Below are 13,944 nucleotides of genomic sequence, written 5' to 3' on the forward strand. Positions count from 1 at the left end.
CACGGACAAGAGGGAACAAAGACCATGGACACGCAAAAACTCCTCGGCGAGGTCGCCAGCCAGCTGCTTTCGGGAGAAATCAAGGTGGTCGACCTGACGGCGCCGCTTGGACCGAACACCCCGCTGATCAAGCTGCCGCCGGAACTCGCCGTCGACACGCCGAAGGTCGAGATCCATGAGATCTCCAAATACGACAAGAACGGTCCGTGGTGGGCCTGGAACTGGCTGAAGCTCGGCGAGCATTCGGGCACGCATTTCGACGCGCCGCAGCACTGGATCACCGGCAAAGATTATCCGGACGGCGCCACCGACACCATTCCGGCGCAGAATTTCATCGGCCCGGTCAACGTCATCGACTGCTCGGCGGAAGCGGCGGCAGACCATGACTTCCTGCTCACCGTCGACCACATCAAGGCCTGGGAAGCCAAGCATGGCGCCATCAATCCCGGCGAATGGGTGGTGATGCGCACCGACTGGTACAAGCGCAACGGCTCGGAAGCCGAATTCCTCAACGCCAACGAGACCGGGCCGCACACGCCCGGCCCGACGGCGGAGGCCATCCAGTTCCTGATCGCCAAGGACATCAAGGGCTGGGGCTCGGAGACGATCGGCACCGACGCCGGCAAGGCCGGCGGCATGGAGCCGCCATTCCCGGCCCACACGCTGATGCACAAGGCCAACCGTTACGGCCTTGCCAGCCTCTGCAATCTCGACCAGCTGCCGCCGAAGGGCGCGATCCTGATCGCCGCCCCGCTCAAGATCGAGCGCGGCACCGGCAGCCCGATCCGCGCTTTGGCGCTGGTGCCGGGCAAGTAGGCGAGGCGGCGGTCTTCGGGAGAAGATCATGCTCGAGGGCAATGGAGCGATGGTGAGGCGGGGAGGGTGGCCGTGCAGCGCTGGCGCTCTACGGCGTCCCCCTCTGTCCTGCCGGACATCTCCCCCACAAGGGGGGAGACTGACGGCTTTGGCGCCCCACTCGATCCCGCAACGTGGACAATTAGCGAAAGCCGCGATGACAGCTGATCTCCCCCCTAGAGGGGGAGATGTCCGGCAGGACAGAGGGGGGCGCGAAGGAACTGGGCTTTGCGCGACTGACCTTCGCCTCTCATCGCTTGCGAGCGCCCAATGACCGTCGTCGATCACATCATCGTCGGCAGCGGCATCAACGCCCTGGTTTGTGCGGCAGTACTCGGCGCCAAAGGCGCCAAGGTGCTCGTGCTCGAGCGCAATGATCGTATCGGTGGCTGCATGCGCACCGAGGAGATCACGGCGCCGGGCTTCGTCCACGACGTGATGGCGACTACCTTCGTGCTGTTCATCACGTCGCCGGCCTTCGCCGCGCTCGGCAAGGACCTCGCGCGGCATGGGCTGGAATTCTGCAACACCGCCACGCCGACAGGCGTGCTCACGCCCGACGGCAGCCATGCCGTGCTCACCACCGACCGTGGCGCCAACATCGCGACGCTGAACCGGATCGCCGCCGGCGACGGCGACCGGCACGGCACTGATGTCGGCGGCATCGAGCGCAATGCCGGCCTGCTGTTCGGCCTGCTCGGCGGCGCGCTCTGGTCCTATCCGACGACGAAGCTGTTGGCTGGCGAAGCCTGGCGGCGCGGTCCGCGCGACCTCGCCGCCTTCATGGGCGAGGCGCTGGTGCCAGCGCGCGGCTGGCTGGAAACGACTTACGGTTCCGACCTCGTCCGCGCGCTCTGGGCGCCCTGGGTGCTGCATGCCGGGCTCGGCCCGGAAGACGCCTTCTCCGGCCAGATCGCCAAGGTCATCGCCTTCGCGCTGGAGGCGGCCGGCGCGCCGATCGTCAAGGGCGGCGCGAAAAACCTACTCGCCGCCTTCGAGGCGCTGATCAAGGAGCGTGGCGGCGAGATTCGCCTCAACGCCGATGTCGCCTCGGTCGTCCAGAGCGGTGGCCGCGTCTCCGGCGTGCGGCTTGCGTCCGGCGAGACGTTGAACGCCGAGAAGAGTGTCATCTGCTCCGTCACGCCGACGCAGCTTTACGGCCGCCTGCTCGGCAGGGATGCGCCGGAAGCGGCAACCAAGGCCACGCAGTCCTATCGCTACGGCAAAGGCAATTTCCAGATCCATTACGCGCTGGAAAAGTCGCCCGCATGGCGTGGCGAGGGCCTCGACAAGGTGGCGCTGCTGCATCTGACGCCGGGTTTGGACGGTGTCTCGAAAGCCTGCAACGAAGCGGTGCGCGGCCTGCTGCCGGAAGTGCCGACCATCTGCGTCGGGCAGCCGCATGTGCTCGATCCCTCGCGCTGCCCGGAAGGCAAGGCGATCCTGTGGCTGCAGCTGCCCGAGGCGCCGCGGCACGTCAAGGGCGATGCCGCCGGCAAGCTCGAAGCCCCCGCCGACGGCCGCTGGACCGAAGCGCTGCGCGAGGCCTATGCCGATCGCGTCGAGGCGATCCTCGCCAGCCACATCGACGGTTTCCGCGACACGGTGATTGCCCGCCGCGCCTATTCGCCGGCCGATCTCGAGGCGATGAACATCAACCTGGTCGGCGGCGATCCTTATGGCGGCTCGTCCACCATCGACCAGTCCTTCCTGTGGCGGCCGTTCAAGGCGAGCCGCAACCATGAGACCGGCATCAAGGGCCTCTATCACATCGGCGCCTCGACCCATCCGGGCGCCGGCCTCGGTGGCGGCTCCGGCTTCCTTCTGGCGGGGAGGCTCTGATGGAACAGAAGCTTCCGGAAAAGCGCCAGCGCATCTCGACCCTCGGCCAGATCGGCCTGCAGCAATTCGCGCCCTATCTGATGAACCGCATCATGGGCCGCTACAACGCCACCCTGCGCGACAACTTCCGCAAGCAGGGCCTGACCATTCCGCAGGTGCGGACACTCGCCGTGCTCTCGGTCACCGACGGCGTCACCGTCAACGACCTCTCGGTCTATACGGTGATCGAGCAGTCGACCTTGAGCCGCACGCTCGACACGCTCGAAGGTCAGGGCCTGGTGCGGCGCGAGCAGGGCGTCACCGACAGCCGCATCCGCCATGTGTTCCTGACCGATGACGGCCGCGCGCTGTTCACCCGCGCCTGGCCGGCCATGCACGACGCCTTCGAGGCGATGTTCGACGGTGTCGACGATGCCGAATATGCCGCGCTGATCGCGATTCTGCAGAAGATGCTGAAGAACATCCGCAAGCACGACATCTGAGTTTGACGCACGCGCCGCCCGCCCAAAGGCAACGGGAAGGCGGCAACGGAAGGAGGCAGAGATGGCCGAACGGTCTTTTGCCAAGGAAGTCGAAAAGCTGAGGCTTGGCGCCGGCGAGGAATTCGCCGGCGAGGGCATCCTCGCCATCACCAAGGCGCTCTTGCAATGCGGCGTCGGCTATGTCGGCGGCTATCAGGGCGCGCCGATCAGCCATCTGATGGATGTGCTGGCCGACGCGCAGGACATCCTGGGCGAGCTCGGCGTGCATTTCGAGGCGAGCGCCTCGGAAGCGACCGCCACCGCCATGCTCGCCGCCTCCGTGCACTACCCGATCCGGGGTGCGGCCACCTTCAAGTCGACGGTCGGCACCAATGTCGCCTCCGACGCGCTGGCGAACCTGGCGTCCGGTGGGGTCACCGGCGGCGCGCTGATCATCGTCGGCGAAGACTATGGCGAGGGCTCCTCCATCATGCAGGAGCGAAGCCACGCCTTCGCCATGAAGAGCCAGGTCTGGCTGCTCGACCCGCGCCCGAACCTGCCCTCGATCGTCAAGGCGGTCGAGGACGGCTTCGAATTGTCGGAGGTCTCGAACACGCCGGTCATGCTGCAGGTGCGCATCCGCTGCTGCCACGTCCACGGCCACTTCATCGCCAAGGACAACAAGCGCCCGCCAATGTCGGTCGCCGATGCGCTTTCGGCGCCGCGCCGCGACACCGGCCGCATCGTGCTGCCGCCCGCCTCCTTCCTGCATGAGAAGGAGAAGGTCGCCAAGCGCTGGCCGGCCGCGGTGGATTTCATCAAGAGCCGCAAGATCAACGAACTGTTCGGACCGGATCATGGCTCGGTCGGCATCGCCATGCAGGGCGGCATGTACAATTCCGTCATCCGCGCGCTGCAGCGGCTCGGCCTTGCCGACACCTATGGCGACACCGACGTGCCGCTCTATGTGCTGAACGCCGTCTATCCGCTGGTCGACGACGAGTTCCTCGCCTTCTGCGAGGGCAAGCAGGCAGTGCTGGTCGTCGAGGAAGGCCAGCCCAATTACATCGAGCAGGCCTTTGCCGCGATGCTGCACAAGGCCGGGCGCGGCACCAAGCTGGTCGGCAAGGAGCATCTGCCGATGGCCGGCGAATACACCGGACAGGTGATGCTCGACGGTATCGGCTCCTTCTTGCGCGCCAACGCCCCGCATCTTTTGCCGGACGAGGTCCGCGCGCCGAACAAGTTGGGCGAAGGCGTCGACACCGCCGATCTCATCAATGTCGTTCCCGGCCGGCCGCCGGGCTTCTGCGTCGGCTGCCCGGAGCGGCCGATCTTCGCCGCGACCAAGCTGGTCGAACAAGAGCTCGGCAAGCATCACATCGCCTCCGACATCGGCTGCCATCTGTTCTCGATCATGCCGCCCTTCGAGCTCGGCGCCACCACCATGGGCTACGGACTCGGGCCGGCCTCGGCTTCGGCGTTCAATTCACCCGAAGCAAAACGCCGCTCGATCTCCTTCGTTGGCGATGGCGGCTTCTGGCACAACGGCCTGACCTCCTCGATCGGCAATGCCGTCTTCAACCGGAATGACGGCGTCATCGTCGTCGTCGACAATTTCTATTCGGCCGCCACTGGCGGCCAGGACATCCTGTCGTCGCGCGCCAACAACCGCACCAAGTCCACAAAGCATCCGATCGACGAGGCGGTGAAGGGCATGGGCGTAAAATGGCTGCGCCACATCGACCGCACCTATGACGTCGGCAAGATGCAGGCAACCTTGCGCGAGGCTCTGACGACGGAAGAAAAGGGACCGAAGGTCATCGTCGCCTCGTCGGAATGCATGCTCAACCGGCAGCGCCGCGAGAAGCCGCTGGTCGACAAGGCGATCAAGGGCGGCGAGCGCATCGTCAAGCCGAAATTCGGCGTCGACGAGGACATCTGCACCGGCGACCACGCCTGCATGCGGCTCTCCGGCTGTCCGTCGCTGTCGGTCAAGTCGCTCGACGATCCGTTGCGCGACGATCCGGTCGCCTCGATTGACCAGAACTGCGTCGGCTGCGGCAATTGCGGCGAGGTGGCGGATGCGGCGGTGCTGTGCCCGTCCTTCTACCGCGCCGATGTCGTGCACAATCCTGGCCGCTGGGACCGTTTCCTCGAAAGCGCGCGCCGCGCCGTGATCGGCCTGTTGCAGCGGCGCCGCGAGAGCCGCCGTTTGACGTTCGCCGATGCTTGACCACAACGCAGCGCTGCGCCCGAAGACGGGCGCTTCTGATGACGAGCGGGTGATAAAACTCGCCGTGCTCGCGGTCGGCGGCCAGGGCGGCGGCGTGCTTGCCGACTGGATCACCGACGTCGCAGAGCGCAACGGCTATATCGCGCAATCGACCTCCGTCGCCGGCGTCGCCCAGCGCACCGGCGCCACGATCTATTACATCGAGATGGCCCGCGACACCGGCCGGCTGCCGGTCTTTGCGCTGTCGCCGTCACAGGGCGACGTCGACATCCTGATCGCGGCCGAACTGATGGAGGCCGGCCGCGCCATCATCCGCGGTTTCGTCACGCCCGAGCGCACAACGCTGATTACGTCCTCGCACCGCATCGCCGCCGTCTCGGAAAAGATCGAGCCGGGTGACGGCCGCGCCTCGTCGGAGAAGGTCCACGCGACGGCGCAAGCCGCGGCCAAGCGCTTCATCGCCTTCGACATGGAAAAGATCGCTGCCGACAATGGCACGATGATTTCGGCCAGCCTGCTCGGTGCGCTGGCCGGTTCCGACGCGCTGCCCCTCACACGTGAAAGCTACGAGCAGGCGATCGGCGCCGGCGGCCGCGGCGTGAAAGCCAGCCTCGCCGCCTTCGGCGCCGCCTGTGACCGCGCGCGCGGCATCGCGGCCGCGCCGACGGGCGAGCAGGCAGCGAAGCCTGCTGTGGCCGAACCCAGATCGGGGGCGAAGGTCAGCGGACCCGAAACCTTGCTGAAAGGCTGGCAGGAGCTTGCCGCCCGCGTCGCGGCGTTGCCGAAACCGTCGCGCGACATGGCCGAGCGCGGGCTGAAGAAGGTGGTCGATTATCAGGACATCGCCTATGGCGGCGAATATCTCGAGCGGCTGGACAAGGCCGTCGCGCTCGACAACGCGGAGCGCGGCTACGCGCTGTCGATCGCCGCGGCAAAGCATCTCGCCAATGCCATGTGCTACGACGACATGATCCGCGTCGCCGATCTGAAGACTCGTTCGACGCGCGACAAGCGCGTGCGCAAGGAGGTCGGCGTCAAGGAAGGCTCGGTCCTGCAGGTCACCGAATATTTTCACCCGCGCATCGAGGAGTTCTGCGGCACGCTGCCGGCGGGGCTCGGCAGCTACATCGAGAATCGCCCGAAGCTCGCCGCCTTCCTCGACCGCCGCATCAATCGCGGCCGCCACATCCGCACCGACAGTTTCACCGGCTTCACCATGCTGTGGTTCATCGGCGGCCTGCGCCGCTGGCGCCGCCGCCTGCTGCGCCATAAGGCGGAGCTCGAGCATCTTGAGCGCTGGTATAGCCTGGCGCTTAGCCATGCGCGCCAGGACTACGCTTTGGCCACCGAGATCCTGAACTGCCGCCGGCTGATCAAGGGCTACAGCGACACCCATGCCCGCGCCCAGTCGAAATTCGACCGCGTGCTCTCGGCGCTGCCGACGCTCAAGGGCCGCGAAGACGCCGCCGACTGGATCCGCCGCCTGCGCGAGGCGGCGCTGAAGGACGAGAAGGGCGACATGCTGGACGGCGCATTGAAGACCGTGGCGACGCTCAACGAAGGCGCCGCCTGATAACGAGGATGTGATCCATCTCGCCCCGACGGAATCCGGCCCCATCCTCCGTTTCACGGAGGTAGGGACGAATTACGGAGACAATGCATGTTCGCAAAATACTTTCTGCCCATCGCCTTGGCCGCCGGCACCTTGATGCTGTCCGGCGCCGGCTCCGAGGCTATGCCGCTTATCAAGCCAAGTGCCACGCCGCTGCCGCTCGAGAGCGTCGGCTGGCGCTGCGGCCCCGGCTGGCACATGAACCGCTGGGGCAGATGCGTGCCGAATGGCCGGGTGATCATCCGCCCGATGCATGTGCGCCACTGGCACCCCGGCTTCTGGTTTCACGGCCGTTGGCACCCCGGTTTCTGGAGCTGATGACCCGTCGAAGGGATCGACGCCCACGCTGGAAACGACGCGGGCGTTTTTTGTTGAGTTTCCCGCGCGAGGGTTCAGACAGGCCAAAGAGAGAGAAGCCGGCAGGACAGCGCCCTGCCGGACATCTCCCTCGCAACGGGTCTACGGCATGCATACATTTCCAGATGGCTGGTTTGGCTATAGCGTGCATGCCAACTTGGCATTGTCCAATATAGCGCTTATCGACCCCCACTCCGTCTCGGCTTCGCCGAGCCACCTCTCCCCCGATCGACGGGGTAGAGGAAGGCGCCAAGCTTCTTGCCGTCACGCTCGTCCGGCAACGCTCCTTCCTTTCCCTCCGGAGGGGGGAAAGGTGGCGCTGCGGAGCAGCGACGGATTGGGGGAACCACGTGGCAATCAAGCTTCGGCCTGATAAGTCACGCCAGGCGCGAAGGATCGCGGCTGATCTCATCTTGCGCTGCTGCGTTCCTTGCCAACGGGCGCCTGTCGCCGGCAGGCAAACCCAGCGCTCACACCACCAGATCCCGCATCGGCTTCACCGCAGCCGACTCAGGAAACACCTTGTCGCCAAGCACTGCCGCCGACAGGCCGAACTGGTCCGCCAGCAGCCCCTTCAGCACCGCGCGCACATCGCTTGTCGGCGCAAGGTCGCGCTGCTCGTAGAGCTGTGCCGGCTTCAGTCCCGGCCAGTCGGCGATGACGCGGCCGCCCCTGATCGCGCCACCGGCTAGAAGCACCACCGTGCCCGTTCCGTGGTCGGTGCCGACAGTGCCGTTGATGCGGGCTGTGCGGCCAAACTCGGTAATCGCGACGACCGCCGTGTCCTGCCAGCGCCCGCCGAGCCCCTTCTCGAATTCCTCGAAGGCACCGTCGAGGCCGCCGAGCAGGTTGGCGAGCCGGCCGGAGGCGCCGCCTTCGTTGACATGCGTGTCCCAGCCGTCGAAGGCGAGCGCTGCGATGCGCGGCCCGTCGTCTGCAGCCATCAGCTTCGCCGCGCCTTGCGCCGACTGGCGCATGCCGGCGGCATTGTCGAGGCCGCCTTTCGGCTTCATCGTCTTGCCCCCGAGTTGGTCGCCCATCGCCATGCGGTCGGCGTCGAGTCCTTTCTGAAGTGCTGCGGCCAATACCGGGTCGCGATGATTGTAGAGATCGAGCACGCGCTCGGCCAAAGCATCGCCGGGCGCCGGCAGCGCCTGCGGCGCCCAGCCGAGCACGGGCGCGCCGCCGCGGATCACCAGCGGCGTCGAAGGCCCGACCGCCAGCCCGCCGAGCTTAGCCACGCGCTCGCCCGCCGGCAGGCTGGCCAGCGCCCGGTTGAGCCAGCCGGTCGTGGCGTTGCCGGGGCCCGGCAGACCGCTTTCCAGCACGTCCTGGCCGTCGAAATGCGAGCGATCGCGATAGCCAGTCGCAGCGGCGTGCACCACCGCCGCCTGGCTCGCCTTGAACAGGCGCGCAAACACCGGCATTGCCGGGTTGACGGCGAAGAAACCGTCGAGCGGCAATGCCGGGTTGGCGCCTGAGAGCGAAAGCGCGATATCGCCATGCAGGCCGGCATAATCCGGATCGCCGACCGGCCCGACGGTAGATAGTCCGTCCAGTGCGCCGCGCAGCAGGATGACGATCAGGCGCGGGTCGCGCTTGTCGGCCGCGCGCGCGAAACGCGGCAGGTAGGCCCAGGCAAACAGCGCGCCGCCGCTCATCAGCACCGCGCGGCGGGACAGGCTGGGGGTTTCGCAAAGAAGGCTCATGGCCGCATCTCCATTGCTACCGGCGCTGGAATTCCGGCGCCATCAACAGCAGCGCCAGGCCCTGCTGCTTGGACTCAGCGCGCGAAATCGCCTGCCGTGTTTCGGCCGAGGCGGACGTGCCGATCAGCGACGCCAGTGTCTCGTCGGGATCGCCGATGTCGTCCGTCTGCTTCGCGGCCTGCCAGGCGATGTCGAGCCGCGTCTTGAGACCCTCGGCGGAGGCCCATGCATCGGTCCGGTCGGAAAAGCCGTTCGGCCCTGGCGGCCGCCACAGCGGCTCGCCGAGCACGCTCAGCCAGCGAAGCGACCGTTGCGGTTCGTTGCCGGCGGTGGCGCCGACCGCCCGCCGCAGCGCCACGACAAAGTCCAAGGGCGAGCGCAGCTTGGTCAGCGGCGTCGACCAGGCTTCGGGCATGTCGATCAGCGTCAAGGCGATCGAGCGCAGGTCGCCGTCGGTCTTGGTGAAGACCGTAGCGAGGCGAGCGATCGCCGCCGGCGGTGGATCGTCCGCGATGAAATGGCGGGCAAGCTTGCTGGCGATATGCTGTGCCGTGGCCGGGTGGCGGGCAATGCCGTTGAGCGCCGCCTCCGCCTGGCCCATGCCGCCGTCGGGATAGGTCTTGCCGAGCAGCATCGCCTTGCCTGGCTGGTGCGCGTTGGCGTTGAAGACGAAGGTCCCCGGTTCTCCCAGCCGTCCCTCGCGGCCGGCCATCGTCCAGCCGGTCAGCATGGCGGCGAAACTGGTCACGTCGGCCTGGGTATAGCCGCTGCCGACGCCCAGCGTGTGCAACTCCAGGATCTCGCGGGCGAGGTTCTCGTTGAGGCCGCGTCCGCGCCGCTTGCCGGCGCGGGAATCGGGGCCGATGGACTGCTGGTTGTCGAGATAGAACAGCATGGCCGGGTGGTGCTCGACGGCCAAAAGCATATCGGCGAAGCGGCCGAGCACGAAGGGGCGGATCGCCTCGCGTTCGAAGGCGCCCGCGCAGGCACGCACGACCGGGGCCTTGGCGACGGAAACGCAGAAATGGTTCGACCAGAAGCCGACCAGCCGCTCCACGAAGCCGGGCGTCGCGGCGAGCGCCTTGTCGAACCGGGCCTGCGCCTCGTCGCGATAGATATCGGCCTCGACACGTGGCACCGACGGCTTGGCTTTTGTCACGCCCGGGCCGGCTGGATCATCCGCTGCCATCGGCTGCACGGCCGCCGCCGCCTTCTCATCCCGCGCCGCCTTGCGCTCCATGGCCGCCGTCATGCTGGCCTGGATCGCCGCAGTGCTGTCCAGCAGTCCGGCATTCCGCGGGTCGGCGGGGGAAATCAGCGCGATGTCCTGCTGCTTGAGCTCGGCCACTAGGTAGCCGCGCGGATCGGCGGCGATCTTGCCGAAATCGTCGCCGGGCCTTGCGCCGAGGCCGAAGCGGTGGAGCGCCACCAGCGTCGGATCAGGCCAGGCGGATTGTGAAACCGGTGCGGCCAACGAAGCCTCCGTCCGAAGCCGACGCAGACCGCGCCGGTCGACATGTTCCAATGATCGCAAGAGCGCTCACGGCGCCGGCCGCAGCACCGGCGCCACGAGCGGGCCGTCACCAGCGGCGCCAGTGGTGCCAGCGGTGGTAAGGATGCCAGACCGGGCCGATATAGACGCGGGGTCCGCCCCAGTAATAATAACCGGGATAGATCGCGCGGCGATTGGGCACGCAGCGGCCCCAGTAGTTGGGATGCCAGCCCGGACCGCAGCCCCAGGCGACATGCTCTATCGTTGCCGGCGCAGGTGCGACCGGTGCGATCGGCATCGCCGAGGCGGCGCTTGCGGCGGCCGTGCCGCCGATGGCGAGCGCTGCTGCGAGTGAATATTTCGTCAGACTGTTCATGGCGTACTCCCGAAGGTTTCGAGCTTGAAGAGAACCTGCCCGCCGCTGAAGGCGGTCACAGGTCTGTCCCTCTTTCCCTTGAACGGAGCGCGCCCGCCTTTCCGTCGCTGCCTATGGCGATTTTTTTGCAGGCGGCGGCTGCCGGCCGGCGCGCCGAAGCAGTGCGTCCGCCAGCAATTGGCGATCCTCCGCCGATCCCGATGCGGCGAATTCGATGATGCGCTGTTCCAGCCGCGTGCGAATCGTGACATCGGCGTTGCGCGCCCGCTCCAGGGCGGCGGCAAGCGCGTTGCTGTCGAGGGTGGGTTGCTGCAGCAGGTTCGCCGCCTCGCGCCGCGCGGCCTGCCCGTCGAGGATCACGTCGCGGGATTCGCGGCGCACCTCGCGCAGCGCCTGGCGGAAGACCTTGCGGTCGGCGGCCGGCAATCTGCCGCCGGCCGATTCCAGCGAAAAGCCCGGATTGGACTTGCCGATCAGCCAGCCGGCGCCGCCCGCGAGCGCGCCGATCAGAAAAACGTTGAGCACCAGGGATGCCGCGACGAGACGGGGGCTCATAGATCCTCCTCGGTTTGGTCGACATCGGGGCCGGCGTCGCCGAAGGACGTCGCATTGGCGTCCATCACATAGTGATCGGGCTGGATATCCGGGCTGACGACGGTCACCAGCGCCAGCCCGGCCACGGCGCCGGCAAGCCCGACGCCGGCAAGCCCGAAGCCCAGCCACCAGAACCGCCGCCGGCGCTCCTGCCTGACCTCGGCCGCGGCGCGGGCGAGGATCGTGCGATGCAGTGCCGGCCCGGGTGCTTCGACCCGATGGCGGTCGAGCATGGTGTCGAGCCTGCCGGCGCGCCGCAGGACGGCGCGGCCCTCGTCGGTCTCGGCAAACAGCATCGCAGCGGCCTGATCGGCCGGCGGCCAGCGGTGCAAGGCGCTGCCATAGGCATCCGCCAGCGCGGCGAAGCGCCCGGCATCCATTGGCCCGTCCGAAGGTCTCTCAGCCATGTCGTTCCCCCTTCCGCCGTTCCGGCGAAGCCGTCCTTGCCCGCGAAGCCGCCAATGCCTTTGCTGTCTCAGTCATTGCCATCGTCTCCAACGAGCATGGCCTGCAAAGCGCGCCGGCCCCGCGCGAGCAAACTTTCCAGCGCATCGACGCTGATCTGCATGACGCCGGCGGCCTCGATGTTGGACAGCTCCTGATAATAGACCAGCACGATCGCCTCGCGCTGGCGCGGCGCGAGGCGCTGCAGCGCCTGGTTGACCCTGCGCTCATCGTCCCCCGGCACGGCATCGGGAAGCGGTGCGTCATCGGCAACCTCCGGCAACTCGTCCGTCGTCCATTCGCGCCGGCGCCGCAGCCGGTCGTAGCAGAGGTTGAGCGCCACCCGGTGGATCCAGGTGTCGAATCTCGCGTGTCCCTGACGCCAGCCGGAGGCGTGGCGCCAGATGCGCACGAAAGTCTCCTGAGCGACGTCCTCGGCCTCCGCCGCGTCGCCGAGCATCCTTGCGGCCAGGGCAAGGATGCGTGGCAGCTTGCGCGCCACCATCGCCTGCACGGCGGCGGGATCGCCGGCACCGATGCGGCGTACCAGTTCCTCGTCCGGATCGGCGCCCGTCAACAGGGGCGCTCCCGTGTGTCATTGCTCGGCATAACCTCTTGGTCATTGCTCCTCATTGGGAGCGGTTTTGTGGCCCGGCCTCTCGTCGGCGCTGAGCACGCCGTCGCTATTCTTGTCGAGCCTGGCGAAGCGCTTGGCGAGGAAGGCGTCGAGCTCGCCCTTGTCGACGAAGCCGTCCTTGTTGGTGTCGATACGCGCAAAGGTTTTGGCCGGATCGCCCTTGGCCTTGCGCGCGGTCTGGAAAGCGGTCCATTCGGCGAGGCTGACCTTGCCGTCATTGTCGGTGTCGGCCCGCATGAACGCCTTTTCCCGGCGCGCCTCGAACTTTTCCAGCGTCAGGCCGGATTTGATTTGGCCCGACTTGGGGGCAGCCGAACTGTCCGGCGTCTGGGCGGGCGCGGGGGCAGGGGTCGTCTGGGCGACCGCGACAGCGGTCTGCAAGCCAAGGGCAAGGACAATTAGGATGGGGCGGATCATGCTCTCGTCTCCGGTTGGGCGCGGCCATTGGCGGCCACGCTTCAGCCGTTGAACGCGGCGACGAGCAAAATCCGTCGGTCCTTTTTCGACCGGACAGAAATCCCCGGGATCCGGCACTGCCAAACCGGAGGCTTTCCAGGGGCAGGAGGCGACGACTATCTTGGCTGGTCGACGACCACCAACTGGTCCGGCTTGAAGCCTGCATGCTGCGGCGTCCAGACGTCGCCCTCGCGGTTGAACCAGTGGCACAGATACGTGCCAGAAGCCGCACCGTCGCTGACAGTCATTTCCGGGCCTCCGGATTTCAGCCTGACGACGTCTCCGGTCTTGAAACTATTGGGCATTTCGACCTCCCATGCTGACAACGGGAGTTTCCCACCAACATCGATTCCCGACAATGGCCGAGATGCGCCGATGACGTGGTACAGGGCTGGAGGGCGAAGGCCAGCGGCCCGATCGTTCTCAATCGGTGTCGCGCTGGGGAGCCGTCGGCTGCGCCGATCGGCTGTCGTCTCCGGCCGGGCGGACGGTCATGGACATTTCATCGGGCCACAATGCCTGTGCCTTGATCACCGCCGCCAAAAGATTGTCGGCTTCGACGTTTCCGATCTCAGTCAGCATCGGGTTGTTGCCTCCTGCTTCGAAATCGACGTGATAGACCGTCCAACTCCTCATTGCATTTCAGACAATCTGCGTCTCGGCACAGGTACACGGATAGGAAGCCCGGCTCGCTTTGTGGTTAGGATTTTGAGGTCCGCAAGCCGGGCATGCGCCGACCGATGGGCGGGGGGCTTGGGGTTATCAGCCGGCGCGATCGCAAGACTGTCTGATTTGCCCGCTAGCCCACAATCGACCGAGGTCCATGCTGCCGGACGCATTGGTCCGAAAGAACCAAAGATATAGCCCCTTATT

At 66.9% G+C, this 13,944-nt stretch carries 15 protein-coding genes; 6 read left to right on the plus strand and 9 right to left on the minus strand.

The genetic code is table 11. The features are described 5' to 3' along the window. Window positions 1-24 precede the first annotated feature (24 nt). From FJW06_RS09540 to FJW06_RS09570, 6 genes are all read left to right on the plus strand, one after another. A complete protein-coding gene (locus FJW06_RS09540) occupies window positions 25-816 on the plus strand; it encodes a cyclase family protein (protein ID WP_140750916.1) in 792 nt (263 codons plus the stop codon). A 309-nt stretch (window positions 817-1,125) separates the two neighbouring features. Then, complete coding sequence (locus FJW06_RS09550; RefSeq protein ID WP_140750918.1) at window positions 1,126-2,697, plus strand: NAD(P)/FAD-dependent oxidoreductase; 1,572 nt, start codon at window positions 1,126-1,128, stop codon at window positions 2,695-2,697. Beyond that, window positions 2,697-3,179: a MarR family transcriptional regulator gene (locus FJW06_RS09555; RefSeq protein WP_140750920.1), complete on the plus strand. Its 483-nt coding sequence runs from the start codon at window positions 2,697-2,699 to the stop codon at window positions 3,177-3,179. Before FJW06_RS09550 ends, FJW06_RS09555 begins: the two co-directional genes overlap by 1 nt. A 61-nt stretch (window positions 3,180-3,240) precedes the next feature. Beyond that, window positions 3,241-5,394: an indolepyruvate ferredoxin oxidoreductase subunit alpha gene (locus tag FJW06_RS09560; protein ID WP_140750922.1), complete on the plus strand. Its 2,154-nt coding sequence runs from the start codon at window positions 3,241-3,243 to the stop codon at window positions 5,392-5,394. Then, window positions 5,387-6,967, plus strand: coding sequence for an indolepyruvate oxidoreductase subunit beta family protein (locus FJW06_RS09565; protein WP_140750924.1), 1,581 nt, complete (start codon window positions 5,387-5,389; stop codon window positions 6,965-6,967). The genes FJW06_RS09560 and FJW06_RS09565 overlap by 8 nt, the downstream gene beginning before the upstream one ends. 87 nt (window positions 6,968-7,054) lie before the next feature. Beyond that, the gene (locus tag FJW06_RS09570; protein WP_140750926.1) at window positions 7,055-7,324 is read left to right on the plus strand and encodes a hypothetical protein; all 270 of its coding nucleotides are present in this window, start codon (window positions 7,055-7,057) and stop codon (window positions 7,322-7,324) included. Window positions 7,325-7,833: 509 nt separating this feature from the next. Here the strand turns inward: FJW06_RS09570 and FJW06_RS09575 are convergent. The 9 genes from FJW06_RS09575 to FJW06_RS30055 form a co-directional block, all read right to left on the minus strand. Next, window positions 7,834-9,072, minus strand: coding sequence for a DUF1501 domain-containing protein (locus FJW06_RS09575; RefSeq protein ID WP_140750928.1), 1,239 nt, complete (start codon window positions 9,070-9,072; stop codon window positions 7,834-7,836). A gap of 16 nt (window positions 9,073-9,088) precedes the next feature. Further along, window positions 9,089-10,546: a DUF1800 family protein gene (locus tag FJW06_RS09580; protein WP_140750930.1), complete on the minus strand. Its 1,458-nt coding sequence runs from the start codon at window positions 10,544-10,546 to the stop codon at window positions 9,089-9,091. Window positions 10,547-10,652: 106 nt separating this feature from the next. Then, a complete protein-coding gene (locus FJW06_RS09585; RefSeq protein WP_140750932.1) occupies window positions 10,653-10,940 on the minus strand; it encodes a hypothetical protein in 288 nt (95 codons plus the stop codon). A 111-nt stretch (window positions 10,941-11,051) separates the two neighbouring features. After that, on the minus strand, window positions 11,052-11,495 hold the full coding sequence (locus tag FJW06_RS09590) for a periplasmic heavy metal sensor (protein WP_140750935.1): 444 nt from the start codon (window positions 11,493-11,495) through the stop codon (window positions 11,052-11,054). Beyond that, a complete protein-coding gene (locus FJW06_RS09595) occupies window positions 11,492-11,941 on the minus strand; it encodes a hypothetical protein (protein WP_140750937.1) in 450 nt (149 codons plus the stop codon). The genes FJW06_RS09590 and FJW06_RS09595 overlap by 4 nt, the downstream gene beginning before the upstream one ends. A gap of 68 nt (window positions 11,942-12,009) precedes the next feature. Further along, window positions 12,010-12,555, minus strand: a complete 546-nt coding sequence (locus FJW06_RS09600) for an RNA polymerase sigma factor (protein WP_140750939.1) — start codon at window positions 12,553-12,555, stop codon at window positions 12,010-12,012. A 42-nt stretch (window positions 12,556-12,597) separates the two neighbouring features. Beyond that, window positions 12,598-13,032, minus strand: a complete 435-nt coding sequence (locus tag FJW06_RS09605) for an acid-shock protein (protein ID WP_140750941.1) — start codon at window positions 13,030-13,032, stop codon at window positions 12,598-12,600. Window positions 13,033-13,187: 155 nt separating this feature from the next. Next, entirely contained in the window at window positions 13,188-13,376 is a 189-nt protein-coding gene (locus FJW06_RS09610) for a DUF2158 domain-containing protein (RefSeq protein ID WP_040986255.1), read from the minus strand. A 118-nt stretch (window positions 13,377-13,494) separates the two neighbouring features. Beyond that, window positions 13,495-13,653: a hypothetical protein gene (locus tag FJW06_RS30055; protein ID WP_181178194.1), complete on the minus strand. Its 159-nt coding sequence runs from the start codon at window positions 13,651-13,653 to the stop codon at window positions 13,495-13,497. Between the last annotated feature and the right edge of the window lie 291 nt (window positions 13,654-13,944).

Origin of the sequence: Mesorhizobium sp. B4-1-3 (assembly GCF_006439355.1) — a bacterium.
Lineage (GTDB): Bacteria > Pseudomonadota > Alphaproteobacteria > Rhizobiales > Rhizobiaceae > Mesorhizobium.